This window comes from Kribbella deserti (genome assembly GCF_042434725.1).
GTDB classification, from domain to species: Bacteria; Actinomycetota; Actinomycetes; order Propionibacteriales; family Kribbellaceae; genus Kribbella; species Kribbella deserti.
Genome location: NZ_JBHLTC010000041.1, coordinates 1 through 25948, shown reverse-complemented (window position 1 = coordinate 25948; position 25948 = coordinate 1). Strand labels below are relative to the sequence as shown.

Below are 25948 nucleotides of genomic sequence, written 5' to 3'. Positions count from 1 at the left end.
TGTCGCCGTTCATCGGACCCTTGTGACCAAAGCCTTGTGTCCAAGGCGCCTGGGCCACCCGTTCCTTTGCGTTCATTCGTCGGCATCCGCCCTCAGCCGCCGCTTACCTGCGGCAGGCGCGCTGAGTTGAGGGCGGATGCCGACGAATGAACACAAGACCTGAGGCGGATGGTCAGAAGCGTCCGACGAACGGCGACATGCCGCGTCCCAAACGTCCGATGAACCGAGACACGCCAGGTCACAAGCGTCCGACGAACGGCGACACGCCGCGTCGGAAGCGTCCGATGAACGGCGACACGCCGCGTCAGAAGCGTCCGATGAACGGCGACACGCCGCGTTACAAGGGTCCGATGAGCGGGATACCGGCGCGCCGGGGGAACGGTGGGGTAACGGAGGGTGGTGGGTGCGTAACGTGGGGGAGTGGTGGGGCGTTAGGGAGTACGCAGGCCCGTCGCCCCGTGGCCCGTGCATCCGGCTGGGGAGTTTCGTACGGGAGGGGATCGATGAGGTCGCTGGCTGCCTTCGCGGTGGTGGTGACGTTGGTGGTGTGTTCGGGGTGCGGGGGACAAAACCGCGAGCCGGCTTCGCGAACCGACGCGTTCTGTAAGCCGGCCAAGGCCCATGGCGCCGCCGCGCTGACCGATGACCGCGGGGCGATTCCGGCGAACAACGTCGTGCCGGTGGCTACCACGACCGGTCAGTTCCGTACGGTGCTTGCGCTTACCGCCACGATCTCGCGGGCGATCTCGCCCGCCGACGTCGAAAAGGTGGCCAGGGCAACGAATGCCACTCGCGCCAAGGCTGTTTCGGCCGCGCTCGCCGATCTGGACGGGCTGCCCGCGAAGTCCAGGGTGAAAACGATGACCGTCGGCGTACCGGCTGATCGTTCGGCGGGCGCCGTTGCCGCGTTGTACGCCGCCGCGTTGCTGCGGGCCGATGTCGCGGTCACCACCCGTCGGGTAGCGGACGCGAGTACGGCGCTGCGCGAGCTCGGCGCGGGCCGGATCGGCCTGGTGCCGTTGGCGCTCGGCTCGGTCGCGAAAGCCGTTGGCGCGCCGGCCGGACCGGGGGAGTTGCAGGCCCGGTTGCAGGCCGTTTCCACCGCCGCGATGAAGCACAAGGTGGTGATCGGTGCACCGACTCAGGTGGCGGATCAGCCCGTGCTGGCGTTGTCGCCGTCGGTGGCGAGTTCGCTGTCGGTGCATACGATCGCGGGCCTGATCGAGCTTTGCGGCCGCAAGGGCCTGGTGATCGGCGCGACCGCGAAGGCGCACGACGCCGCGACCGCCTTCACTCGTACGTATGGATCTCCCGTCACTCCACTCAAGGGCACTAGCGCGCTGGCGGCGCTCGAGTCCGGGCAGGTGACGGCCGTTCTGGTCACGGCGAAGGAGCTGGCCATGACGCGCCGCTGAGCGATGTTGCCGCGAACACTCTGTTGCTTGAAGCAACTTCATGAGATGTTGCCTCAGGCAATAAGTCAGCACGCGGTAACGCAGCACGCGGTTAACGCAGTAGGCAGTTACGCGGTAGCCAATCACGCAATCAGCACCACACCGAGCAGTAACTCGAGAATCGCTAGGTCTGCGCCCGCCCCGCAGCCGACGCCTGAAACATTGGGATGGGCATGTACTTGACAGCGGGGGCACGTCGCCGACGTGCGTTGATCGCGGCAGCGGCCGCACTGGGCCTGATAGTGCTCGGCGCCAGTCCGGCCGCGATGGCCTACCAAGTGCCGGACACGGCATTCACCCAGGGCGCGACGAGCGGTACCGGCACGATGCCCGGTTCGGCGCTGACCCAAACGATCAGCACCACGGGTAAGACCGGGATCCTGGCAGCCACCACGGCCGGAGCGCGCGGCACCACGGCAGCGACGTACTCGCCCGGTATCGCCACCACCACCCCGGCGCAGGACATCATCGTGAACACCGGTGACTGCGCCAGCACCGGAACCTGCAGCAACCGGGGCACGGTGACGATCACCTTCTCCCAGCCCGTCCTGAACCCGATCCTGCACATGGCGGGTATCGGCGGTGTTTCGACCGAGAGCGTCGGCGGAACGGCGACGGCTCAGTCCGAACTGCATGCGATCTTCACCCTGGCCACGGCCGGCGTCACCTTGAGCAAGGCCAGTACGGGCAACAACCTCGCGGTGACCAGCAACACCATCACCGCGACCAATCACGACACCAGCCCGTCGTGTATCTCGACGTCCACCGGCACCGGCGGCCCGGCCGCGGGCGCGACGGCGGCCTGTGGTTCGGTCCAGGTCACCGGGCTGGTCACCTCACTGACCTTCAACATGACCGCGATCTTCACCAAGAACCCGAGCCTGCCGGCGCACAACCAGGCGAGCTCCGGAGACGGCATCTCGATCGTCGCCTCGGTCGGCCAGGACTTCGGCGACGCCCCCGCGTCGTACGACGCCGGTAACGCGGCCCGCGCCGTGCTGAGCAACCTCAAGCTCGGCAGCACGGTCACCGAGGACAACCAGAACGTCGCCAACTCGGCCACCAGCCCGAACGCGGGCGCGAGCGCCACCGGGGACGGCGGCGACGACGGTGTCACGCTGACGCCCATCCTGACCACGGCCACCACCTACTCGGCCACGGTCGCGCTCAGCGGCGCGACCAAGCCCGGCCAGGTGTGCGGCTGGATCGACTTCAACAAGAGCGGCACCTTCCAGGTGGGCGAGCGCGCCTGCGCCGCCGTCGCGTCGGGCCAGACCAGCGCGACGCTCACCTGGCCGGGCCTCAGCGGCCTGACCGCCGGCGCGACGTACGCGCGGTTCCGGGTCGGGTACACCACCGCCCAGGTCCAGAGCCCGACGGGCGCGTCGGACTCCGGTGAGGTCGAGGACTACCCGTTCACGATCGTGGCTCCGCAGCCGCCGACCGCGACACCGGATACCGACACCACCCCGCAGGACGTCAACGTCACGGTCAACCCGCTGACCAACGACGCCGCGGGCACGGGCGCGGTCCTGGTTCCGGGCAGCGTGGTGCTGCGCGATCCGGCCGACGGCACGTTCAAGAAGACCGTGACGATTCCGGGCGAGGGCACTTACACGGTCGCGGCCGACGGCCAGGTCACGTTCGATCCGCTGCCGGCCTTCACCGGTACGGCGACGCCGGTCACCTACCGGGTCGCGGACAACGCGGGCCAGACGGCGACCTCGACGATCACGATCACCGTCGCTCCGGTCAAGCCGGACGCGGTGAACGACACCGAGACCACGCCGTTCAACACCCCGATCACCGTCGGCGTACTGACGAACGACAAGCCGGGTCACCCCAGCGCCCCGCTGGTTCCGGACAGCGTGTGCATCGTCAGCGGCGCCAACTGCGTCAAGACGCTGACCACGCCGCAAGGCTCGTACACGGTGAACGCCAACGGCACGATCACCTTCGATCCCGCCGACGGGTACACCGGTACCACGCCGCCGATCACCTACCGGGTGGCCGACGACAACGGCACCACCGACACCGCGACGCTGGTCATCACGGTTCCGGCCCCGGGTAAGCCGGCGGCGACGCCGGACACCGACACCACCAAGCAGGACGTCAACGTCACGGTGAACCCGCTGACGAACGACACCGCGGGCACGGGTGCGGTCCTGGTTCCGGGCAGCGTCTGCTTCCCCGCCGGTGACGAGTGCGTGAAGACGCTGACGGTTCCCGGCGAGGGCACCTACACGGTTCAGCCCAACGGCACCGTGGTGTTCGACCCGCTGCCGTCCTTCACGGGCGAGGCGAAGCCGGTTCCGTACCGGGTGTCCGACAACGCGGGCCAGACGGCGACCTCGACGATCACGATCACCGTCACCCCGATCAAGCCGGACGCGGTGAACGACACCAACACCACGCCGTACAACACGCCGGTGACCACCAGCGTGCTGACCAACGACAAGCCGGGTGACCCGACCGCGCCGCTCGTACCGGCCAGCGTGTGCATCGTCGTCGGTACCGAGTGCGAGAAGACCCGTACGGTTCCGGACGAAGGCACCTACACGGTCAACCCGGACGGCACGATCAAGTTCGACCCGGTGCCGGGCTTCACCGGACCGACCACGCCGATCACCTACCGGGTGACCGACGACAACGGCAGCACCGACACCGCGACGCTGATCATCACCGTCACGCTGCCGGCCCCGCCGGTCGCGGTGCCCGACGAAGGCACCACCCCGCAGAACGTGAACATCACGATCAGCCCGCTCGGCAACGACTCGGCCTCGCCGGGTGTCACGCTGGTCCCGGGCTCGGTGGTACTGCGCGATCCCGCGGACGGCACCTTCAAGAAGACGGTGACGATTCCGGGCGAGGGCACGTACACGGTTCAGCCGGACGGCAAGGTCGTGTTCGACCCGCTGCCGCAGTTCACCGGCCCGGCCACCTCGATCGGTTACCGCGTCACCGATACGACCGGGCAGACCGCCGAGTCGACCATCGCGATCACGGTCACGCCGGTCACCCCCGAGGCGGTCAGCGACTCGCGCACCACGCCGTACAAGACGCCGGTGACGATTCCGGTGCTGGAGAACGACAAGCCGGGCTCGGACACCACCTCGCTCAACCCGGCGAGCGTCTGCATCGTCGATGGCACCGAGTGCGTGAAGACGCTGACGGTTCCCGGCGAGGGCACGTACGCCGTGAACCCGGACGGCACGGTCAAGTTCACTCCCGTGGACGGGTTCCGCGGCACCACCACCTCGGTCACCTACGAGGTGAAGGACAGCAACGGCACGCCGACCCGCGCCCAGATCACCGTGTCGGTCGAGGCCCCGGCACCGCCGGTCGCCAACCCCGACGAGAACACCACTCCGCAGGGACAACTGGTCAACACCGGTGTGCTCGGCAACGACCAGCCTGGGCCGACCGGTTCGCCGCTGGTTCCGGGCAGCGTGTGCCTGGTCGACGGTGACACCTGTGGCAAGACCCGGACGGTCCCTGGCGAGGGCACGTACACGGTCAAGGACAACGGCAGCATCGACTTCCAGCCGGTACCGGGTTTCACCGGTGAGGCCAAGCCGGTGGACTACCGGGTCACCGACGGCAATGGCGCGAACGCCTCGTCGACGCTGACGATCACCGTCACGCCGGTCAAGCCGGACGCGGTGGACGACAGCGCCACCACGCCGTACGACACTCCGATCACGGTGCCGCTGCTGGGCAACGACAACCCGGGCAACCCGGCAGTTCCGCTGGTGCCGGGCAGCGTGTGCCTGATCAGTGGTGACACCTGTGTGAAGACGTTGACGGTTCCGGATGAAGGCACCTACACGGTGAACCCGGACGGGTCCATCAAGTTCGACCCGCTGCCCACGTTCACCGGCAAGGCCACCCCGCAGACCTACCGGGTCGCGGACGAGAACGGCACCACGGCCACCGCCGTCGTGACGATCACGGTCACCCCACCGCCCGCGCCGGAGGCCAAGCCCGACACGGGTACGACCCCGCAGAACGTGAACATCACGGTCAGCCCGCTCACCAACGACGAGGCCGGCACCGGTACGACGCTGGTCCCCGGCAGCCTCTGCCTGATCAGCGGCGAGACCTGCGTGAAGACGTTGACGGTTCCGGGTGAAGGCACCTACACGGTGGCTCCGGACGGCAAGGTCACGTTCGACCCGCTGCCCACGTTCACCGGCGAGGCGAAGCCGGTGCCCTACCGGGTAACGGATTCGCTCGGGCGGACCGCGACGTCGACCATCACGATCACGGTCACGCCGATCACGCCGCAGGCAGTCGACGACAAGGGCACCACGCCGCACGACACTCCGGTCACGGTGCCGGTGCTGACGAACGACGACCCGGGCGCGCCGACGGTACCGCTGGTACCGGGCAGCGTGTGCCTGGTCGCCGGGGACGAGTGCCTGAAGACCCGGACGGTTCCAGGTGAGGGCACCTACACGGTGAACCCGGACGGATCCATCAAGTTCGACCCGCTGCCGACGTTCTCCGGTCCGGCCACGCCGGTGACCTACCGGGTGAGCGACGAGAACGGCACCACCGACACCGCGAAGCTGACGATCACCGTGGGCGAGGCGCCGGACGCCGATCCGGACAACGGCACCACGCCGCAGAACGTCGACATCACGGTCGACCCGCTCACCAACGACAAGCCGGGTACGGGAGCCGACCTGGTCCCGGGCAGCGTCTGCCTCGTTGACGGCGGCGACTGCGTGAAGACGTGGGAGGTTCCGGGCGAAGGCACCTACACGGTGGCTCCGGACGGCAAGGTCACGTTCGACCCGCTGCCCAGCTTCACGGGTACGGCGACCCCGGTCACCTACCAGGTCAAGGACACCGACGGGCTGACGGCGACGTCGACCATCGGTATCACGGTCACGCCGATCAAGCCGACGGCCGTGGACGACGCCACCACCACGCCGTTCGATACACCGGTCACCGTGCCGGTGCTGGGCAACGACAAGCCGGGCGCCGACACCGCGCCGCTGGTACCGGGCAGCGTCAAGCTGAAGGACCCGGCCGACGGCGAGTACAAGGCCACGGTCACGGTTCCGGGTGAGGGCACCTACACGGTCGACCCCAACGGCTCGGTCACGTTCACCCCGGTGAACGGGTTCGAGGGCGTCACCACGCCGCTGACCTACCAGGTCGAGGACGGCAACGGCACACCCGCGACCGCCCTGCTGACGGTCACGGTCGGCGACGCGCCGGACGCCAACCCCGACACCGGTACGACGAAGCAGAACGTCAACGTGACGGTGGATCCGCTCACCAACGACAAGCCGGGTTCCGGCGCGACGCTGGTCCCGGGTTCGGTCCAGGTGTTCGACGAGGGCACCCAGACCTGGGGTAAGACGGCCACCGTGCCGGGCGAGGGCAAGTACACGGTCGACCCGGTGACGGGACAGATCACGTTCGATCCCGAGCCCGGGTTCACCGGTCAGAGCTCAGTGCCCTACCGGGTCTCGGACTCCGACAAGCACACGGCGGCGTCGACGGTGACGATCACGGTCGCACCGATCAAGCCGGTGGCCACCGACGACTTGGCCACCACGCCGTTCAACACCCCGGTCACCGTGCCGGTGGTGGCGAACGACAAGGCGGGTGACCCGAGCGCCCCACTGGTGCCGAGCAGCGTGATGCTGATCGATCCGGCGACCGGTTCCGCGGTCAGCACGTTGAAGGTTCCCGGCGAGGGCACCTTCACGGTCCAGCCCGACGGTGGCATCCGGTTCGTACCGGAGCCGGGTTTCACCGGTACCACCACGCCGGTGACGTACCGGATCAGCGACACGAACGGCACGCCCACCACGGCGACGCTGACCGTGACGATCGGGGTCAAGCCGGTCGCCGTACCGGACACCAAGACGACCAAGCAGGACGTGCCGGTCACGGTGGACCCGCTGGCCAACGACAAGCCGGGCGGCGGCGCCAAGCTCGATCCGTCGACGCTCTGCCTGATCTCGGCCGGCAAGTGCGTGCAGAAGCTCGTGGTTCCGGGCGAGGGCACGTACACGGTCAAGGACGGCAAGGTCGTCTTCGATCCGCTGCCGGACTTCACCGGTAAGGCCACCCCGGTGACGTACGAGGTCAAGGACAGCAACGGCAACCCGGCGCGGTCGACGATCGGCATCACCGTCACGCCGATCCGGCCGGACGCGGTGGACGACGTTCGCAAGACGCCGTTCAACACCCCGATCACGGTCGGTGTGCTCGGCAACGACAAGGCCGGTGACAGCACTGCGCCGCTGGTACCGGGCAGCGTCTGCCTGGTCTCGGGCACCAAGTGCGTGAAGACGCTCACGGTTCCGGGCGAGGGCAAGTACGTCGTCAACGCGAACGGCACCATCACCTTCACCCCGGTGAAGGGATTCACGGGTCAGACCCAGGTGCCGTACCGGGTGACCGACGCGAACGGATCGACCGCCAAGGCGACGCTCACGATCACCGTGGGCAAGCCGGGTGGCGCGAAGGCCGAGCCGGACAGCGGAAACGGCCGGCCGGGCAAGCCGATCGTGATCAACCCGCTGGCCAACGACAAGCCGAGCACCGGTGCGATGTGGAAGCCGGGCACGGTCTGCCTGATCACCTCGACCGGGGACTGCGTGAAGAAGGTCGTCGTACCGGATGTCGGTACCTGGACCGTGCAGAAGGACGGCACGGTGCGGTTCGTGTCCGACCCGGACTACACCGGTACGGCGCGGATCGGTTACCGGGTCACCGACACCGACGGGGTGACGGTCGAGTCGCGGATCACGATCAAGGTCGGCGACCAGCCGGCACCGCCGCCGGACGACGAGGAGGAACTGCCGGACACCGGTGGCCCGTCCACCTTGTTCTTCACGCTCGGTGCGTTGCTGGTCGCGATGGGTGGCGCGCTGCTGATGATGGCGCGCAGGAGAAGACCGTAGTACCGAACTGAGTGATGGATCGGTGGGACCCCGCTGCACAGCGGGGTCCCACCGCGTTAGGCAACATTTCGACGGTCGTCGGCGTCTGCAGAGATAGGGACGTGTCGACCGCCTTCCGGAGGAGATGCACGTGTACGTCGGACCAGGGACGCCGGGTGCCGAGAACGGGCCGGGCCCTGACTTCGCGGCCCCTCGCGCGGTTGCAGCACAGCCGAGCCCGGGTGAGGCCGCCATCGAGCGCGGCCAGACCCGGATTCAGGTGACCACCTCGGACGGTTATGTGCCGTTCGGCCAGCGGGTGGTCGCCGCCGGAGTGCTGGAGGGCTGGACCGGCTCCGCCTGGGTGCCACTGCCCGGGCGGGACGTCACCGTGAGCGGTGGACCGGACGATCCCGCCGCCCGGCATGTGGTGACGAACCAGGGCGGCGCCTACGCGACCAACGTCGAGGCGATGTACTCGTTCGAGGCGGGCCGGGCCCATTTCGCGGGAGACGGCGACTGGTCCGAGTCGTTCAGCCATCCGTTCGTGCAGGTGCATGCCCGGCTGACGTGTTCGCCGAGCGACGCGGTTGTGCCGGTCGGCCGGGAGGTCCAGGTCTCGGGCAAGGTGGTGCCCGGGCCGATGCCGGTCTGGCTCGAGTGCCACGACGGCACCGGCTGGCACCGGGTCACCGAGCCGGTGCTCGCGGACGACGAGGGCCGTTATGCCCTCGCGTACCGCGCGGACACGGCCGGGGTGTTGCGGATGCGGGTGTGGACCGACGGCACGGACCCGGGCAGTCGGTCGGGGGTGCTGCCGTACTTCCGCGAGTTCACCCTCAGCGTGGGTTGAGGCTCATCACCAAGGTGAGCTCGTCGCGGTAGTCGTGCTCGTTCAACCGGATCGCGCGCGGGTGAGTGCCGGCCACGCGATAGCCGAACCGCTCGTAGAAGTTCTCCAGGCCCTCACCGCCGCGCACGGTCAGCTTCAGGTGCTCCAGACCCAGGTCGCGGGCGGCCTCGTGCAGACCGGACAACAGCAGCGTGCCCGAGCCGCTGCGCTGGTACTTCGGGTGCACCATCACGCGCAGCACCGTGCGCCAGTGCTCGAACAGCGCGCCGCTGTTCGACACCAGCAGGCCCATGCCGACAAAGCGGCTGCCATCGTGCAGCGTGCCGAGAACGTCCTGACCGGCGGCCACCCGTTCCAGCGCGAGATCGAGCGTCACCGCGACCTTGTGCACCGGCGCCGGGGCCACGAATCCCACGCTGCCGCCCGCGTCCGTGGCCGCGATCCAGGTGTCGAGCAGATCGGCCCGCAAAGTCGGGTTGGTGACGTCGGACGGATCGATGACGGCGAACTCCACGAGGCTCCTCCAGGTGCGACCAGGTTGCAGAAGCAACCTTAAGCCCGCCGCCCTCAGCCGAGCTGGTTCAGCGCGGGGAAGCCGGTGAGCTTGTCGGGATTGCGAACTACGTAGAAGTCGGTGATCAAGCCGCTTTCGTCGAGTTCCACAAAGGACACGTTGTCGAGTTCACCGTCCATGTACGTCACGAGCGCCTGCTCGCCGTTAACGGTCATGAAACGGTAGGCGAAGCTCTTGTCCTGTTCGCGCCGCAGTACGCCGAACAGCCAGCGTGTGACCTTCTCAGCGCCCTGGATCGGCCTGAGCGCGGCAGACTTCTTACCGCCGCCATCACTCACCAGCAGGACGTCCGGCGCCAGCAAGGCGACTACGCCCTCGAAGTCGCCCTGGGTGGCCCGTTCCAGGAAGGACGCTGTCACCTCGGCGTGGCGGGCCTTGTCCACGGTTTGCCTCGGCCGACGGGCGTGGACGTGTTCCCGGGCCCGATGGGCCAACTGCCGTACAGCCGTCTCCGATCGCCCGAGTGTCTCCGCGATCTCCGCGAACGGCAGATCGAACACCTCGCGCAAGACGAACGCCGCCCGCTCCAAGGGCGACAGCGTCTCCAGTACGACGAGCATGGCCATCGACACCGAGTCGGCCACTTCCGCCACCGCGGCCGGGTCCTCCGCCTCCGAGGTCGTCGCGATCGGCTCGGGCAGCCAAGGGCCGACGTACTGCTCGCGCTGGGTCTTCTGCTGGCGCAGCCGGTTGAGCGCGAGCCGGGTGGTGATCCGGACCAGATACGCCCGGGTGTCCCGGACCTCCGTGCGATCGGCCGCCGCCCAGCGCAACCAGGTCTCCTGAACGACGTCCTCCGCGTCGGTCATGCTGCCGACCACCCGGTACGCCGCACCGAGCAGCACCGGCCGGTACGTGTCGAACTCCTTCGCCAGGAGGTCACTCACCACGATTCCCCTTTGTCGAGGTTGCGCGCGCGCCGTGCGTCGTACGTGCCGTCATCATGCCGGTCGCAGTTCGCATTGTTCCTTGAAGCCCTGGCCGGTGAGACCGGCGGCGGCGTTGTTGCGGGAGCGCTGGTTCTCCAGCGCGATCATGGCGGTCAACTCGACCACCTGCTCGTCGGTGAGTTCGGCGCGCAGCTGCTCGACCATCTCGTCGGTCACCTGCGGGGGAGTGACCGTCATCGCCTCGGCGTAGGCCAGCACCTTGCGTTCGAGGTCGGTATAGACGTCACTGTCGCGCCAATTGGACACCGCCCGCAGTTTCTCCGCCGGTACGCCGCGGTGGTGGTGCTCCCAGTAGCCGAAGTCCAGGCACCACGAACACCCGATCAACGCGGCAGGCCCCATCGTCGCGAGCGCGGTCAGCGTTGGGTCCAGGCTCTTCCATCGGGTAACGGTGCTCTCGGTCAACGCCATGGTGAGCAGCACCCGCCGGTTGTGCAGCGCGACGAGCCCTGGATCGAGCTGTGCGCCGAACTTGCGCCGGTTCACCCATTGCACGAACCGGACCATCGGCGTCTGGCGGTGCTCCAGCGGAATTCGCGACATCGTTCCTGCCTTCCTCGTGCGGCTGGTGGATTCACCAGCACGACACGGAGCAGGCGCGGGATGTGACATGACCTCGGTCACACCGTCGTCAGGAGGCCGCCTCGGTGATCCACCACACGCCCACTCCAGCCGCGGCATACGCCCAGAAGAAGACGGTTCCGATCAGCACGGGGTATCGCGTGCCAGGGCGCGACCAGTACAAGGCGGCCACCGTGACCAGGCTGACGATCACCGTGCCGATCAGCACAGGCAGGCCGACCACCATGCCGACGACGAACACCAGCAGTTCGATGTCAGCGGAGCAGCCGAAGCCCTGATCAGCGCACTTCGCGCCACCATCCGGGGCAACCAGGAGCGCGACGACCCAACCCACGATCACCAGCACGGCCCACCCGAATACCGCCGTCAACGCCCGATTCCGCTGCCTGAGCTCCATGCCGTTCAGCCTGCCAGCACCCCCGGTCGGGCACCCGAGCACAACTACTCAACCCGAGGTCAGTGCTCCGCGTTGAGATTGCCGGTCAGGTGATGATGGCGTTCGGCGCTGGCGGGGTTGAGGCCGATGATCTCGACGGTTTTGCCGTAGCGGGCGTACTTGGTGGTGATCGCGTCCAGGGTGGCGACGGTGGAGGCGTCCCAGATGTGGGAGTTGGTCAGATCGATCACCACGTGCGCCGGATCTCCCGCGTAGTCGAACTGGTAGACCAGATCGTTGCTCGACGCGAAGAACAGCTCCCCGGTGACGGCGTACACCTTGGTCCCGTCGTCGGGATGCGCCACCTCCGCGACGCTGGTGAAGTGCGCGACCCGGCGGGCGAACAGCACCATCGCGATCAATACGCCGGCCACCACGCCGATCGCCAGGTTGTGCGTCAGTACGACGACCAGCACGGTGGACAGCATCACCAGGGTCTCGCTCTTCGGCATGCGCTTCAGCGTGCTGGGGTGGATGCTGTGCCAGTCGAGCGTGCCGACCGAGACCATCACCATCACCGCGACCAGCGCCGCCATCGGGATCGTGCCGACCAGATCGCCGAGGCCGACCACCAGGATCAGCAGGAACACGCCGGCCAGGAAGGTCGAGATCCGGGTCCGTGCGCCGGAGGCCTTCACGTTGATCATGGTCTGGCCGATCATCGCGCAGCCGCCCATGCCGCCGAAGAAGCCGGTGATCACGTTCGAGGCGCCCTGGCCCCAGGCCTCACGGGTCTTGTCGGAATGCGTGTCGGTGACGTCGTCGACCAGCTTGGCGGTCATCAACGACTCGAGCAGGCCGACCAGCGCGACCCCGACGGCGTACGGCGCGATGATGCGCAGGGTGTCGAGCGTCCACGGCACGGTCGGCCAGAACAAGGCGGGCAGACTGTCGGGTAGTTCGCCCTCGTCGCCAACGGTCGGGACCGTGGCCGAGGTGGCCACGACCACCAGCGTGACGGCCAGGATCGCGACCAGCGGCGCCGGCACGACCTTGGTGATTTTGGGCAGGAACACCATGATCGCGATCCCGGCCGCGACCAGGGGATAGACCAGCCACGGGACCCGGATCAGGTGCGGCAGTTGCGCCACGAAGATCAGGATGGCCAGGGAGTTGACGAAGCCGACCATCACCGACCGCGGAATGAACCGCATCAGCCGGGCCACGCCGAGCACGCCCATCGCGATCTGCAACAGACCGCCGAGCATCACCGTCGCGATCAGGTAGTCGAAGCCGTGATCGCGCATCACCGGCGCGATCACCAGTGCGACGGCCCCGGTCGCGGCGGAGATCATCGCCGGGCGGCCGCCGAGGAACGAGATCGACACCGCCATCGTGAACGAGGCGAACAGGCCGACGCGGGGATCCACTCCGGCGATGATCGAGAAGCTGATCGCCTCGGGAATCAGCGCCAGCGCCACCACCAGCCCGGCCAGTACCTCGACCCGAAGACGGCTTGGCGAGCGCAACGCCGCCAGCACGGAGTCAGGGCGCCTCGAGTCCCGGCGATCGGAGTCAGATCGAGCGGGGTCAGGACGAGCGGGTTCGGGGCGGGCGGATTCGGGCGCGGCCGGGGACATGCAGCTCCAGGAGGTAGTTCGGCCCGAACGGGCCGTGCGATCCGGCGCCTCGTCGCGCCAGGGAAGTACCGGGGCCGCAATGCCTCCGGACCGCACCACCCTAACCGCTCCACTTCCTGGCATTCACGCGACCGATGAATGCCAGGGTGGGCGCCAGGTGAGCGACACGCCGTCGGGCTGCTGTGGAGTGGTGTGGGCGATGGGGAAGGTGGGTACGAGACCGGGAAAGCTGGTTGGATATTCTTTCAGTTGATGGCATACTCATTCACATGAGCTTGAGCATCGCCGTCGCGGGGGCCAGTGGTTATGCGGGCGGAGAACTGCTTCGCCTGCTGGTCGCGCACCCTGGGGTAGAGATCGGCGCGCTGACCGCCGGAGGCAACGCCGGTACGGCGCTGGGGCAGCACCACCCGCACCTGCTACCGCTTGCCGGGCGCATCCTCCAGGAGACCTCGGCCGAGACGTTGCGCGGTCACGACGTGGTGTTCCTGGCACTCCCGCACGGCCAGTCGGCCGAGATCGCCGGGCAACTCGGTGAAGACGTCACCGCCATCGACTGCGGCGCGGATTTCCGGCTGATCGACTCCGAGGCGTGGGTCGAGTTCTACGGCGGCAAGCACGCGGGCCACTGGCCATATGGCCTACCGGAACTCCCCGGCCAGCGCGAAAAGCTGCGCGGGTCCAACCGGGTGGCCGTGCCCGGGTGTTATCCGACCGTTTCCACTCTCGCGCTGCTGCCCGCCGTGCAGGCCGGACTGGTCGACGCGAACGACCTCGTGGTCGTGGCCGTCAGTGGTACGTCGGGCGCGGGCAAATCCCCGAAGGCGCATCTGCTCGGCTCCGAGGTCATGGGCTCCGCCACGGCGTACGGCGTTGGTGGCGTGCATCGGCACACCCCGGAGATCGAGCAGAACCTCAAGAGCGTGACGGATGAGCCGGTTTCGGTCTCGTTCACGCCGGTGCTGGTGCCGATGTCGCGAGGCATTCTCGCCACCTGCACCGCGCCGATCCAGCCCGGTGCGACGGCGGAGAGCCTGCGCGCGGCGTACGAGGTTGCCTACGGCAACGAGCCGTTCGTGCACCTGCTGCCGGAGGGCCAGTGGCCGCAGACCCAGGCGACGCTCGGCGCGAACACCGTGCAACTGCAGGTCACGCTCGACGAGCGGACCGGCCGGGCCGTGATCGTGGCCGCGATGGACAACCTGACCAAGGGCACTGCCGGCGCCGCCGTGCAGTGCATGAACCTGGCCGCCGGTCTCGACGAGACCACGGCCCTTCCCCTCGTAGGAGTAGCCCCGTGACGCTCGCAGTCACCCCGCAGGCACAAGTCGATCGGAGCGCCGGGGTCACCGCGCCGGCCGGCTTCCGCGCGGCCGGTGTGATCGCGGGCATCAAGCCTTCGGGCAAGCCCGATCTCACCGTCGTCGTGAACGACGGGCCCGACCAGGCCGCCGCCGGGGTGTTCACCACCAACAAGGTCAAGGCCGCGCCGGTGTTGTGGTCCCAGCAGGTCCTGACCGCCGGCAAGCTGAAGGCCGTCGTACTGAACTCCGGTGGCGCGAACGCGTGCACCGGGCCCGAGGGCTTCCAGGACACACATGCCACCGCCGAGGAACTCGCGGCGGTCCTGCAGGTCGGCGCGGCCGAGATCGGCGTCTGCTCGACCGGTTTGATCGGCGAACGGCTCCCAATGGAGAAGCTGATCCCGGGGATCACCCAGTGTGTCGACGCGCTGGGGGCATCCGCCGAGCACGGTCTCGCCGCGGCGACCGCGGTGATGACGACCGACAACGTGCCGAAGCAGGCGGCGCTGACGCATCCGGACGGCTGGCACATCGGCGGCTTCGCGAAGGGCGCCGGTATGTGCGCCCCGAACATGGCCACCATGTTGTCGGTCATCACCACCGACGCGATCGTCGCGCAGCCGCAGCTGGATCACGCGCTGCGCAACGCGGTCGAGCACACGTTCAACCGGCTCGACGTCGACGGGGGAACGTCGACCAACGACACCGTGCTGCTGCTCAGCTCGGGCGCTTCCGGGGTGACGGTGCCGGCCGACGAGTTCGAGGCGGCCCTGACCGCGCTGGCGGCCGACCTGGTCAAGCAGCTCCAGGCCGACGCCGAAGGTGTCACCAAGCACGTCAGCATCACCGTGAAGGGCGCGGCCACCGCGGCCGAGGCCGTCGCCGCCGCCAAGGTCGTTGCCGAGGACAACCTCTGCAAAACCGCGTTCTTCGCCTCCGATCCGAACTGGGGACGGATCGCGATGGCGATCGGCAACGCGCCAACGGCGTTCGATCCCGCGCTGCTCGACATCACCCTGAACGGCGCGCCGATCATGGTTGCCGGTGGCAAGGGCGTGGACCGGTCCGAGGCCGATCTGAGTGGGCTGGAGATCGACGTGCAGATCGACCTGCACGCCGGCGACGCGTCGGCCACGGTGCTGACGACCGACCTGTCGCACGCGTACGTCGAAGAGAACTCGGCGTACTCCTCATGACCAACACCCACGCGGGAGCCGTCGAGAAGGCGGCGGTGCTGACCGAGGCGCTGCCGTGGCTCAAGGAGTTCCACGGCAAAACGATCGTCGTCAAGTACGGCGGTAACGCGATGGTGGACGAGGAACTGAAGCAGGCCTTCGCCTCCGACATCGTGTTCCTGCGGCATTGCGGCGTGAAGGTTGTTGTCGTACACGGTGGTGGTCCGCAGATCAGCGAGATGCTCGCGCGGCTCGGCATCGACAGCGAGTTCCGCGGTGGCCTGCGAGTGACCACGCCCGAGGCGATGGACATCGTCGGCATGGTGCTCGTCGGCAAGGTCGGCCGCGAGCTGGTCGGCCTGCTGAACGCGCACGGCCCGTTCGCCGTCGGTATGTCCGGTGAGGACGCCGGCCTGTTCACGGCCGAGCGGCGCGGCGCCATGATCGACGGCGAGTCCGTCGACATCGGGCTGGTCGGCGACGTCGTGAACGTGCGGCCCGAGACCGTGCTCGACCTGATCGACGCCGGCCGGATCCCGGTCGTATCGACGATCGCGCCGGACGAGGACGGCCAGGTGCACAACGTGAACGCCGATACCGCCGCTGCCGCGCTGGCGATCGCGCTGAAGGCCGAGAAGCTGGTGGTGCTGACCGACGTCGCGGGGCTTTACCGCAATTGGCCGGACAGCGAGGAGATCGTCACCCAGATCGACGCCAAGGAACTGGCCGCGCTGCTGCCGTCGCTGGCCTCGGGCATGGTGCCGAAGATGGAGGCCTGCCTGCGGGCGGTCGAGTCCGGCGTGGTGTCACGGGCGACGGTGATCGACGGCCGGGTGCCACACTCGTTGCTGCTGGAGATCTTCACCGACGCCGGAATTGGAACCCAGGTGATCCCGTCATGACCGAGCTCGTCACCGTCGAAGGTACCGGCGCTGCCCTGACCGAGCGCTACACCGGCGCTCTGATGAACACCTTCGGCGCGCCCAAGCGCGTCCTCGTCCGTGGTGAGGGCTGCTACCTGTGGGACGCCGACGGCCGCAAGTACCTCGACCTGCTCGGCGGGCTCGCGGTGAACTCCCTGGGCCACGCCCATCCGTTCATCGTGTCGGCCGTCACCAGCCAGCTCGCCACCCTCGGCCACGTGTCGAACTTCTTCGCGAGCTCACCGCAGATCGCCTTGGCCGAGAAGCTGCTCAGCCTGTTCGACGTACCGGGCAAGGTGTTCTTCACGAACTCCGGTACCGAGGCGAACGAGGCCGCCTTCAAGATCACCCGGCGTACCGGCCGGACCAAGATCATCTCCACCGTCGGCGCCTTCCACGGCCGGACGATGGGCGCGCTCGCCGTGACCTACAAGCCGGCCTACCGCGAGCTGTTCGCACCGTTGCCGGGTGACGTGACCTTCGTGCCGTACGGCGATGCCGAGGCCCTCGCGGCCGCGGTCGACGACCAGACGGCGGCGGTCATCCTCGAACCGATCCAGGGCGAGAACGGCGTCGTCGTACCGCCCGACGGTTATCTGCGCAAGGCGCGCGAGATCACCACCGAACACGGCGCGCTGCTGTGGCTCGACGAGATCCAGACCGGCATCGGGCGTACGGGCGACTGGTTCGCTTTTGACGCCGAAGGAATCACGCCGGACCTGGTCACGGTGGCGAAGGGCCTCGGCGCGGGTATTCCGATCGGGGCCTGCATCGGCCTCGGCGCCGCCGCCGAGCTGCTCCAGCCCGGCAACCACGGCACCACCTTCGGCGGTAACCCGGTGTCGGCCATCGCCGGGCTCGCCGTACTGACCGTGATCGAGCGCGACGGCCTGCTCGCCAACGTGGTGGCCGTCGGCAACCACCTGGCCGAGTCGATCGAGGCGCTGGACCATCCGCTGGTCGCGGGCGTGCGCGGGCGGGGCCTGCTGCTCGCGATCGAGCTGACCCAGCCGGTGTCGGACCGCGTCGCCGAGCTGGCGCTGCAGGCCGGTTTCGTGATCAACAACCCGGTGCCGAACGCGATCCGGCTGGCACCGCCGTACATTCTGACCAAGGCCGACGTGGACGCCTTCGTGGCGGCCCTGCCGGACATCCTGACGGAGGCGACCGCATGACCCGGCACTTCCTGCGCGACGACGACCTCAGCCCGATCGAGCAGGACGAGGTGCTGACGCTGGCCGAGCAGATGGTGGCCGAGCGGTTTGTGCACAAGCCGCTGGCCGGGCCGCAGACGGTCGCGGTGATCTTCGACAAGACCTCCACCCGGACCAGGATCTCGTTCGCGGTGGGCATCGCGGATCTCGGCGGCGTACCGCTGATCATCGACGCGCAGACCTCGCAGCTGGGCCGGGGCGAGCCGATCGCCGATACCGCTCGCGTGCTCGAGCGGATGTGCGCCGCGATCGTGTGGCGGACCGCGGGGCAGAGCCGGATCGACGAGATGGCCGCCGCGTCGAACGTGCCGGTGATCAACGCGCTGACCGACGAGTTCCACCCGTGCCAGATCCTTGCGGACCTGCTCACGATCCGGCAGCACAAGGGCAAGACCCAGAGCCTCAAACTCGTCTACCTCGGCGACGGCGCGAACAACATGGCCCACTCGTACCTGCTCGGTGGCTTGACCGCCGGGATGGACGTGGTGATCGCCTCGCCGGCGGACTACGTACCGGATCCGGGCATCATGCTGAAGGCCGACAAGATCGCCGCGCAGACGGGCGCCAAGGCGTGGTGGACCTCTTCGGCCGAAGAGGCGGTTGCCGGTGCGGACGTGATCGCCACCGACACCTGGGTTTCGATGGGCCAGGAGGCCGAGGCCGCCGACCGCGAGGCGCCGTTCGTGCCGTTCGCCGTCACCGAGCAGCTGCTGGCCAAGGCCAAGGACGACGCGATCGTGCTGCACTGCCTGCCGGCGTACCGGGGCAAGGAGATCGAGGCCGCGGTCATCGACGGCCCGCAATCCGTCGTCTGGGACGAGGCCGAGAACCGGTTGCACGCCCAGAAGGCGCTGCTGGCCTGGTTGCTTGCTAGAAACTTCAGCTCATGAGCATGGTTGTCCCCACCACCAAGACCGCCCGGCAGCAGCGCATCGTCGAGTTGCTCGGCCGGCAGCCCGTCCGTTCGCAGACCGAACTGGCCGATCTCCTGGCCGAAGCCGGTCTGGTCGTCGGCCAAGCCACCTTGTCCCGTGACCTGGTCGAACTCGGCGCGGTCAAGGTCCGCGAGTCCTCCGGCCAGCTGGTGTACGCCGTACCGGGGGAGGGCGGTGACCGTACGCCGCGCGCGGGCGAAGCCGCCGCCTTCGAGGCCCGGCTGGCACGCGTCGCCTCGGAACTGCTCGTCTCGGCCGAAGGCAGCGCGAACCTGGTCATCCTGCGTACGCCGCCGGGTGCCGCGCAGTACTTCGCCTCGGCGATCGACCACGTTGGCCTCGACGACGTACTCGGCACGATCGCGGGCGATGACACGGTGATGGTCGTCTCGCGCAATCCGGTCGGGGGCGTTGCCCTGGCCAACCGCTTCCTCAACCTCGCCGCCCGCACCGATTTCAAGGAGAACCAGAAGTGAGCAATACAGGTACGGGCGAAGGTCAGCTCTGGGGCGGACGCTTTGCGGGTGGTCCAGCGGACGCGCTCGCGGCGCTGAGCAAGTCGACGCACTTCGACTGGCGGCTCGCGCAGTACGACATCGCCGGGTCGAAGGCCCACGCCAAGGTACTGAACCAGGCCGGGCTCCTGACGGACGAGGACCTGGCAACGATGCTTGCCGGGCTGGACCGGCTCGCGGCGGATGTAGTGTCCGGGGCGTTCGGACCGGCCGAGAGCGACGAAGACGTGCATGCGGCGCTGGAGCGGGGTCTGCTCGAGCGGGTTGGCAGCGAGGTCGGTGGACGGCTACGGGCAGGGCGTTCGCGTAATGACCAGGTGGCGACGTTGTTCAAGGCCTTCCTGCGTGATCACGGCAAGGCCATCGCAGCCCTCGTGACGGACCTCGCGGCCATACTGGCGGACCGGGCCGAGCAGCACCACGGAGTGGTCATGCCCGGGCGGACGCACTTGCAGCACGCCCAGCCGGTTCTGCTGTCTCACCACCTCATGGCGCACGCTTGGCCGTTGGTGCGCGACTTGGACCGCCTGCGCGAGTGGGACGCCCGGGTCGCGGCGGACTCGCCGTACGGCTCAGGGGCTCTTGCTGGTTCCTCGCTCGGGCTGGACCCGGTATTCGTCGCGAAGGAGCTCGGCTTCACGAACAGCTCGCCGAACTCCCTCGACGGTACGGCGGCTCGCGACTTCGTGGCGGAGTTCGCCTACATCACCGCACAGATCGGCGTGGACGTGTCCCGGCTGGCCGAGGACGTCATCATCTGGGCGACGAAAGAGTTCGGTTTTGTCGTCCTGGACGACGCGTACTCCACCGGGTCGAGCATCATGCCGCAGAAGAAGAACCCGGACATCGCGGAACTGGCCCGGGGCAAGTCCGGCCGGCTGATCGGCAACCTGACCGGACTACTGGCCACTTTGAAGGCGCAGCCGATCGCGTACAACCGTGATCTGCAGGAGGACAAGGAGCCGGTCTTCGACTCGGTCGACACCCTCGAGGTACTGCTCCCGGCCGTCACCGGGATGATGCGCACGCTCGTCTTCAACGTCGACCGTCTCGAGGAGCTCGCGCCGCAGGGCTTCTCCCTCGCGACGGATGTCGCGGAATGGCTGGTCCGGCAGCGGGTCCCGTTCCGCGTGGCCCACGAACTGGCCGGCACCTGCGTCCAGGAGTGCGAGAAGCGCGGCATCGAACTGTGGGATCTCTCCGACGAGGATCTCGCCGCGATCTCTCCGGCCCTGACGCCCGAGGTCCGCACCGTCCTCACGGTCCAGGGCTCCGTAGCCTCCCGCAACGCCCGCGGCGGCACTGCCCCCACTCGCGTAACCGAGCAACTAGCCGAACTCCGCACCCGCCTGGCCGTCTAACCAGCCAACCAGCCGCGCGACGCACGGCGCCCGCTCCGCGGCACTCGCCGCCTCCGGTAGGTGGCGAGTGCCGTACAACTTGTCGTCCAGGTACCGCGGAAACATCTGCACATGGTGATGCCACGTGTCCTGGTACCCCACCGGCTCGTTGTGCTGCTCCCGTCTGCCACTACCGCGCAAACGGACACCGCTACCCACCCGGCGCAAAGAGTTCTGCGGCTAGAGCGCGGAGGTGGCGGGCTTCGTCCTGGTCAGCAGGACGACCGTGTTGCCGTCCTCCTCGTAGTCGCGGATGTGCTGGAAGCCGATCTTCTTCAGCAACGCGATCGACGCGACATTCGGCTCGGCCACGGTCGCGTGGACCTCGGCCAGTCCGAGCTCGGCGAATCCGTAGTCGACGATGGCCTCGGCCAGCTCGGTGCCCAGGCCGCGACCCCACGCCGATTTGGCCAGCGCGTAGACGAGTTCATGCCCGTCCACGGCTTTGGCCGGTTTGATCTCGGCATGCCCCACGAATGCGCCGTCCAGCCGGACCGCCCAGACATCGAACTTGTTCTCTGCGTAGACCTTCGTGAAGATCCGGCCGAACAGGGCCCGATCCTCAGCCTCGGTCTCCGGCCCGTCGCCCATCCACTGCGACACCCTGGTGTCCTGGAACAAGGCGACGAAGTCGTCCTCGTCGGCCGGCACATACGGCGTGAGCAGCAAACGCGCGGTGCGCAGTGTCGGGGTCATGCGCCGGACGCTATCCGCACCCCAACCGCCAGGCAACGCAATTCAACCTGCATCGCAGCGGTAACCACCTCATCTCTATGCGACTCGTCGCAAAGGATGCTGCGGCTAGAGCGCGGGCGCGCGGGGGCTGCGTTTGTACGTCGAGACGGTCGGGTCGTCGGTCAGCCAGAAGCGCCAGGGGGTTTCGGCGGCGACACTGATGCCGACGCGGGGGCCGGCCGTGATGGCGGCGGGTTTGATCCGGCGGCCGGGCTCGAGCCGGACCTCCCCTTTGCCGAGCAGGTTGGCGCCGTTCTGGTCTTTGCCGAGGGCAAGGGCCTGCGCCAGACAGGCCGGGCCTCTCGCCAGCGAACGCTCGGCCACCTTCGCGCCCCGGCGCAACCACGCGAGCTCGGCGCCCTCGATCACCCGGCCAGCGCGCAGCAGCACGGCCGAGGCCTCGCCGTCCGGACCGGTCACGACGTTCGCACACCAGTGCATGCCGTACGTGAAGTACGTGTAGAGGAATCCGGCCGGCCCGAACATCACCTCGTTCCGCGGCGACGGCCCGCGATACGCATGCGAGGCCGGGTCGGCGGCCCCGGCATACGCCTCGACCTCGGTGATCTCCACCGTCACCGTGCCGGCTTCGGTGGTGTGGCTGAGGGTCCAGCCGAGCAGCTTCGGCGCGACCTGCGGCGCCCGGCGGCTCAGCAGCTGTTGTGGCTCGGCCATCGGCTACCGATTGGCGAGGGCGATCACGTGATCGATCTGGCTCATCGCCAGGTCGACGTCCGCCAGCGGGAACAGGCCGATGTGGTGCACACCTTCCGCCTCCAGCGCGTCCAGGTGCGCGGCGGCGTCGGCCAGTGTGCCGATCGGGCCGATCTCGCTCCACCATTCCGCTGGGATCCCGGTCAGCGCGCCGGTGCCCTTGGCGTCGTACAAGGCGGTGAGCTCGTCGAAGAACGGCACCGGCACGAGCGACGGGTTGCGGGTCTCGATCATGGTGCCGAGCCAGGGCGCCATGATCTGGTACGCCGTGGCGCGATCCTCCTGCACGCAGACCGAGCTGAACACGGCGACAACAAAGTCCTCCGGTCGCCCGGCCTGATCGAGCGCGAGGCGCACGGTGGACGGCGTCGACGGCTCGGCCAGCACCACGCCGCCCGCGATCTTCCCGGCGAGGGCCAGTGATTTCGGCCCACGCACACCCGCGAGCAGCGGTGGCACCTCGGCCGGCGGGGGATCGAGGCGCACGTCGGTGAGCCGGACATACTTCCCGTCGGTGGTGACGGTCTCGCCCGCCAGCAGACGGCGAACCGCGTCGATGACCTCTTCGAACGCGCCGAGTGGTGACTTGGCCCGCACGCCCATCTGCTCCATCCACTCCTGCACGCCATGACCGAGCCCGGGCAGCACCCGGCCGGGGGCCAGGCCGATCAGCGTGGTCAGCTCCATCGCGGTGATCGCGGGATTGCGCGCGACGACGGGCAGGATGCCGAGGCCGATGTTCAGCCGCTCGGTCACCGCGAGCGCGGCCGCGGCGAGGCTGATGCCGCCGGTGTAGAAGCAGTCCTCGATGATCCACAGCCGGTCGGCGCCACCGGCGTCGAGGCGGCGCGCGACGTCGGTCACGAGCGCGGGCGGGAAGGTTCGATCGAAACAGAAGCCGACACCGGCGGAGCTGGTCATGCACAAGACCGTAACGGCTGGCACCGACAATCTGCGCGGGCACCCTTCGCCCGGTAGGTTCGGACCTATGGCCCGCCCGCACTACGCATCCCGCCTCGAGGACTGGTTCAACCTAGGCCTGCAGGCGATCCTGCGCCGGAAGGGCTGGCGTGAGCGGATCATCCCGCACATGGGGTACGGAAACGGCGAGTTCGTCCGGGTGCTCGCCCGCGTCGTGCTCAGCCGCGATCCGCGCAGCCAGCCCCGGTACGACGAGGACCAGGTGGTTCGCGGCTGGCGCGTGTTCGTCACCGCGCCGGCGGTCGGCGTACCGGTCTCGATCGTTGTCGGCGGGGAGACGTACGAAGCGGTCACCGACCGCGGCGGTTTCGTCGACCTGTCGGTGCCGCAGAGCCTCGATCCGGGCTGGCACGAGATCAGCCTCGGCGTGGACGGCGAACAACGCGCCCGTGGCAAGGTGCTGGTCTTCGATCCGAACGCGGAAGTGGGCCTGGTCAGCGATATCGACGACACGGTGATGCTGACGATGCTGCCGCGGCCGTTGATCGCCGCCTGGAACACCTTCGTCCGGGACGAGCAAGCGCGCCGGGTGGTGCCGGGCATGGCCGAGATGTACCGCGACCTGCTGGCGGAGAACCCGGGCGCGCCGATCTTCTACCTGTCGACCGGTGCCTGGAACACGGCGCCGACGCTCACCCGGTTCCTCGCCCGGCACGGTTATCCCGCCGGGCCGATGCTGCTGACCGACTGGGGTCCGACCAACACCGGCTGGTTCCGCAGCGGCCGCGAGCACAAGGCCACCGCCCTCGCCCGGCTGGCCCGCGAACTGCCGAACGTGAAGTGGATCCTGATCGGGGACGACGGCCAGCACGACCCCCAGCTGTACGGCGATTTCGCGCGCACGCATCCGGAACACGTCCGGGCCATCGGTATCCGTCAGCTGACCCCGACCGAGCAGGTGCTGTCGCACGGTCTGCCCGTGCCGAACCCGGACCCGGGCGCGCACGATCCGGAGCGCCCGATCGCCGCCACTGTGCACGGCCCGGACGGGGTCGCGCTGTCCGGCATGCTGCGCCAGGTGCTCGAACGGGAGTAACCAGTTGTCCTTCGCCCGGGTCCATGCGGCAGGCTAGTGCTCGTTCCTACGTAACTCTCGAGGAGAGCAAAAGTGACCGACAGCCGCACCGCGGTACTGGATGATCTGGAATGGCGCGGCCTGATCGCCCATTCCACCGACCTCGACGCCCTGCGCGCCAGCATGGCGAACGAGCCGATCACCAGCTATGTCGGTTTCGACCCGACCGCGCCCAGCCTGCACATGGGCAACCTGCTGCAGCTGCTGACGCTGCGCCGGCTCCAGCTCGCGGGGCACAACCCGATCGGACTGGTCGGCGGTGCCACCGGGCTGATCGGTGATCCGAAGGAGACCTCCGAGCGCACGCTCAACCCGCAGGACATCGTACACGGCTGGGTCGAGCGGGTGCGCGGCCAGGTCGAGCGGTTCATCGACTTCGACACCGCGCTCGCGAATCCCGCGCGGATCGTGAACAACTACGACTGGACGAAGGACCTCAACACCCTCGACTTCCTCCGCGACATCGGTAAGCACTTCCCGGTGAACCGGATGCTCGGCCGCGAGGTGGTGCGGGCCCGGCTGGAGCAGGGGATCAGCTACACCGAGTTCAGCTACGTGTTGTTGCAGTCGATGGACTACCTGGAGCTGTTCCGGCGGTACGGATGCACCTTGCAGACCGGTGGCAGTGACCAGTTCGGCAACATCACCGCCGGGGTCGAGTTGATCCGCCGGGTCGAGGCCGCGAAGGTGCATGCGCTCGCGACGCCGCTGGTGACGAAGGCCGACGGGACGAAGTTCGGTAAGACCGAGACGGGCACGGTGTGGCTCGACGCCGAGCTGACCTCGCCGTACGCGTTCTTCCAGTTCTGGTTCAACGCCGACGATCGCGACGTGATGCAGCTGGTTCGCTACTACACGTTCCGTACGCCAGCGGAGATCGCGGCGCTGGCGGAGGCGACGGCGGAACGGCCGCACCTGCGGGAGGCGCAACGCGCGCTCGCCGATGAGCTGACCACCTTGGTGCACGGAGAGGCCGAGACTCGGCGCGTGCAGGAGGCCTCGAAGGCGTTGTTCGGCCAGGGGGAGTTGGCCTCGCTGAACGGCGAGACCTTGGTCGCCGCGCTGCGGGAGGCGCCGCACGTCGAGCTCGGTGCCGGCGAACCGATGCCGACGTACGCCGATCTGCTGGTGAAGACCGGGCTGGTGGCGAGCAAATCGGCTGCCAGGCGGACGATCTCCGAAGGTGGCGGCTACCTGAACAACGTGAAGGTGAGCGATCCGGAGTTCGTGCCGGGTGCTGATGATCTGCTGCCCGGTGGGGCGCTCGTACTGCGGCGCGGTAAGCGTTCGTTCGCCGGCGTACTGACCGCGGGAAGCTAGGTTCTCGCGCGGCCCGGAGGGAGAGTACGGCTCTCCGCTCCGGGCCGCCAGTATTCGATTTGACTCTTACCCCGCAGGCTACGTAATGTTCTTCTTGTTGGAGCGAGTGCGGGACGCGGAAGCGGCCGGACGCTCCGAACCCCCTTCAGGCTCACAGCCACCGAGACTCGTCTCCGGACGAGGTCGCGGCGCTTGTGGCATGGCAGGGAGCCGGTTCAAAATTCGAGCTTGACTCGAACACCTGAGTCCGGTAAGTTAGTGCGGGTTGCCCCGGAGCGAAACATGAGAGTGTTGAGCGCGGTGTGCGTCTGATTTTTGAG

Annotated in this window: 20 protein-coding genes; 12 read left to right on the top strand and 8 right to left on the bottom strand. The window is 68.3% G+C overall.

Annotation, left to right across the window (positions count from 1 at the left end):
- The first annotated feature begins 503 nt into the window (after positions 1-503).
- The 3 genes from ACFFGN_RS33150 (at position 504) to ACFFGN_RS33140 (ending at position 9215) form a co-directional block, all read left to right on the top strand.
- Entirely contained in the window at positions 504-1415 is a 912-nt protein-coding gene (locus tag ACFFGN_RS33150; RefSeq protein WP_380056198.1) for a hypothetical protein, read from the top strand.
- A gap of 212 nt (positions 1416-1627) precedes the next feature.
- On the top strand, positions 1628-8383 hold the full coding sequence (locus ACFFGN_RS33145) for an Ig-like domain-containing protein (RefSeq protein ID WP_380056196.1): 6756 nt from the start codon (positions 1628-1630) through the stop codon (positions 8381-8383).
- A 130-nt stretch (positions 8384-8513) separates the two neighbouring features.
- A complete protein-coding gene (locus tag ACFFGN_RS33140; RefSeq protein WP_380056193.1) occupies positions 8514-9215 on the top strand; it encodes a hypothetical protein in 702 nt (233 codons plus the stop codon).
- Here ACFFGN_RS33140 and ACFFGN_RS33135 read toward each other — a convergent pair.
- The 5 genes from ACFFGN_RS33135 to ACFFGN_RS33115 all read right to left on the bottom strand — a co-directional run bounded on the left by ACFFGN_RS33135 (position 9202) and on the right by ACFFGN_RS33115 (position 13238).
- A complete protein-coding gene (locus ACFFGN_RS33135; protein ID WP_380056190.1) occupies positions 9202-9729 on the bottom strand; it encodes a GNAT family N-acetyltransferase in 528 nt (175 codons plus the stop codon). The two genes, ACFFGN_RS33140 and ACFFGN_RS33135, sit on opposite strands and share 14 nt — an antisense overlap.
- 53 nt (positions 9730-9782) lie before the next feature.
- Positions 9783-10676 (bottom strand): RNA polymerase sigma-70 factor, encoded by an 894-nt coding sequence (locus tag ACFFGN_RS33130; protein ID WP_380056187.1) that lies wholly within the window; start codon positions 10674-10676, stop codon positions 9783-9785.
- A gap of 54 nt (positions 10677-10730) precedes the next feature.
- On the bottom strand, positions 10731-11282 hold the full coding sequence (locus ACFFGN_RS33125; RefSeq protein ID WP_380056185.1) for a carboxymuconolactone decarboxylase family protein: 552 nt from the start codon (positions 11280-11282) through the stop codon (positions 10731-10733).
- A gap of 88 nt (positions 11283-11370) precedes the next feature.
- On the bottom strand, positions 11371-11718 hold the full coding sequence (locus ACFFGN_RS33120; protein ID WP_380056182.1) for a hypothetical protein: 348 nt from the start codon (positions 11716-11718) through the stop codon (positions 11371-11373).
- Positions 11719-11777: 59 nt separating this feature from the next.
- Positions 11778-13238, bottom strand: coding sequence for a SulP family inorganic anion transporter (locus ACFFGN_RS33115; protein WP_380056179.1), 1461 nt, complete (start codon positions 13236-13238; stop codon positions 11778-11780).
- 368 nt (positions 13239-13606) lie between these two features.
- Between ACFFGN_RS33115 and argC the strand changes: the two genes are divergently transcribed.
- From argC to argH, 7 genes are read left to right on the top strand one after another with little or no spacing between them, the layout of a single operon-like run.
- On the top strand, positions 13607-14638 hold the full coding sequence (gene argC, locus ACFFGN_RS33110) for an N-acetyl-gamma-glutamyl-phosphate reductase (protein ID WP_380056176.1): 1032 nt from the start codon (positions 13607-13609) through the stop codon (positions 14636-14638).
- Entirely contained in the window at positions 14635-15837 is a 1203-nt protein-coding gene (argJ, locus tag ACFFGN_RS33105) for a bifunctional glutamate N-acetyltransferase/amino-acid acetyltransferase ArgJ (RefSeq protein ID WP_380056173.1), read from the top strand. Before argC ends, argJ begins: the two co-directional genes overlap by 4 nt.
- Positions 15834-16718: an acetylglutamate kinase gene (gene argB / locus ACFFGN_RS33100; protein WP_380056170.1), complete on the top strand. Its 885-nt coding sequence runs from the start codon at positions 15834-15836 to the stop codon at positions 16716-16718. Before argJ ends, argB begins: the two co-directional genes overlap by 4 nt.
- Positions 16715-17914, top strand: a complete 1200-nt coding sequence (locus tag ACFFGN_RS33095; RefSeq protein ID WP_380056167.1) for an acetylornithine transaminase — start codon at positions 16715-16717, stop codon at positions 17912-17914. The genes argB and ACFFGN_RS33095 overlap by 4 nt, the downstream gene beginning before the upstream one ends.
- Positions 17911-18843 carry an ornithine carbamoyltransferase gene (argF, locus tag ACFFGN_RS33090; RefSeq protein WP_380056164.1) on the top strand — a complete coding sequence of 311 codons (933 nt, stop codon included), beginning with the start codon at positions 17911-17913 and terminating at the stop codon, positions 18841-18843. Before ACFFGN_RS33095 ends, argF begins: the two co-directional genes overlap by 4 nt.
- Positions 18840-19364, top strand: coding sequence for an arginine repressor (locus ACFFGN_RS33085; protein ID WP_380056162.1), 525 nt, complete (start codon positions 18840-18842; stop codon positions 19362-19364). The genes argF and ACFFGN_RS33085 overlap by 4 nt, the downstream gene beginning before the upstream one ends.
- Complete coding sequence (gene argH, locus ACFFGN_RS33080; RefSeq protein ID WP_380056160.1) at positions 19361-20764, top strand: argininosuccinate lyase; 1404 nt, start codon at positions 19361-19363, stop codon at positions 20762-20764. The genes ACFFGN_RS33085 and argH overlap by 4 nt, the downstream gene beginning before the upstream one ends.
- Positions 20765-20983: 219 nt before the next feature.
- On the opposite strand, the gene ACFFGN_RS33075 is transcribed toward argH, so the two are convergent.
- From ACFFGN_RS33075 to ACFFGN_RS33065, 3 genes are all read right to left on the bottom strand, one after another.
- Positions 20984-21499, bottom strand: coding sequence for a GNAT family N-acetyltransferase (locus tag ACFFGN_RS33075; RefSeq protein ID WP_380056157.1), 516 nt, complete (start codon positions 21497-21499; stop codon positions 20984-20986).
- Between the two features lie 105 nt (positions 21500-21604).
- Positions 21605-22213 (bottom strand): DNA-3-methyladenine glycosylase, encoded by a 609-nt coding sequence (locus ACFFGN_RS33070; protein WP_380056154.1) that lies wholly within the window; start codon positions 22211-22213, stop codon positions 21605-21607.
- A gap of 3 nt (positions 22214-22216) precedes the next feature.
- On the bottom strand, positions 22217-23173 hold the full coding sequence (locus ACFFGN_RS33065; protein WP_380056151.1) for an LLM class flavin-dependent oxidoreductase: 957 nt from the start codon (positions 23171-23173) through the stop codon (positions 22217-22219).
- A 67-nt stretch (positions 23174-23240) separates the two neighbouring features.
- Between ACFFGN_RS33065 and ACFFGN_RS33060 the strand changes: the two genes are divergently transcribed.
- Both ACFFGN_RS33060 and tyrS read left to right on the top strand, forming a co-directional pair.
- Positions 23241-24269, top strand: a complete 1029-nt coding sequence (locus tag ACFFGN_RS33060; RefSeq protein ID WP_380056148.1) for an App1 family protein phosphatidate phosphatase — start codon at positions 23241-23243, stop codon at positions 24267-24269.
- A 72-nt stretch (positions 24270-24341) separates the two neighbouring features.
- On the top strand, positions 24342-25628 hold the full coding sequence (gene tyrS, locus ACFFGN_RS33055) for a tyrosine--tRNA ligase (protein ID WP_380056145.1): 1287 nt from the start codon (positions 24342-24344) through the stop codon (positions 25626-25628).
- Positions 25629-25948: the final 320 nt, after the last annotated feature.

Excerpts from the sequence above, each read along its gene's own strand:
- ACFFGN_RS33095 (WP_380056167.1), top strand. The coding sequence starts at position 16,715 with ATGACCGAGCTCGTCACCGTCGAAGGTACCGGCGCTGCCCTGACCGAG.
- ACFFGN_RS33150 (WP_380056198.1), top strand. The coding sequence starts at position 504 with ATGAGGTCGCTGGCTGCCTTCGCGGTGGTGGTGACGTTGGTGGTGTGT.
- ACFFGN_RS33120 (WP_380056182.1), bottom strand. The coding sequence starts at position 11,718 with ATGGAGCTCAGGCAGCGGAATCGGGCGTTGACGGCGGTATTCGGGTGG.
- argF (WP_380056164.1), top strand. The coding sequence starts at position 17,911 with ATGACCCGGCACTTCCTGCGCGACGACGACCTCAGCCCGATCGAGCAG.
- ACFFGN_RS33085 (WP_380056162.1), top strand. The coding sequence starts at position 18,840 with ATGAGCATGGTTGTCCCCACCACCAAGACCGCCCGGCAGCAGCGCATC.
- argC (WP_380056176.1), top strand. The coding sequence starts at position 13,607 with ATGAGCTTGAGCATCGCCGTCGCGGGGGCCAGTGGTTATGCGGGCGGA.
- ACFFGN_RS33145 (WP_380056196.1), top strand. The coding sequence starts at position 1,628 with ATGTACTTGACAGCGGGGGCACGTCGCCGACGTGCGTTGATCGCGGCA.
- ACFFGN_RS33060 (WP_380056148.1), top strand. The coding sequence starts at position 23,241 with ATGGCCCGCCCGCACTACGCATCCCGCCTCGAGGACTGGTTCAACCTA.
- ACFFGN_RS33070 (WP_380056154.1), bottom strand. The coding sequence starts at position 22,213 with ATGGCCGAGCCACAACAGCTGCTGAGCCGCCGGGCGCCGCAGGTCGCG.
- ACFFGN_RS33075 (WP_380056157.1), bottom strand. The coding sequence starts at position 21,499 with ATGACCCCGACACTGCGCACCGCGCGTTTGCTGCTCACGCCGTATGTG.
- ACFFGN_RS33065 (WP_380056151.1), bottom strand. The coding sequence starts at position 23,173 with ATGACCAGCTCCGCCGGTGTCGGCTTCTGTTTCGATCGAACCTTCCCG.
- ACFFGN_RS33125 (WP_380056185.1), bottom strand. The coding sequence starts at position 11,282 with ATGTCGCGAATTCCGCTGGAGCACCGCCAGACGCCGATGGTCCGGTTC.
- argB (WP_380056170.1), top strand. The coding sequence starts at position 15,834 with ATGACCAACACCCACGCGGGAGCCGTCGAGAAGGCGGCGGTGCTGACC.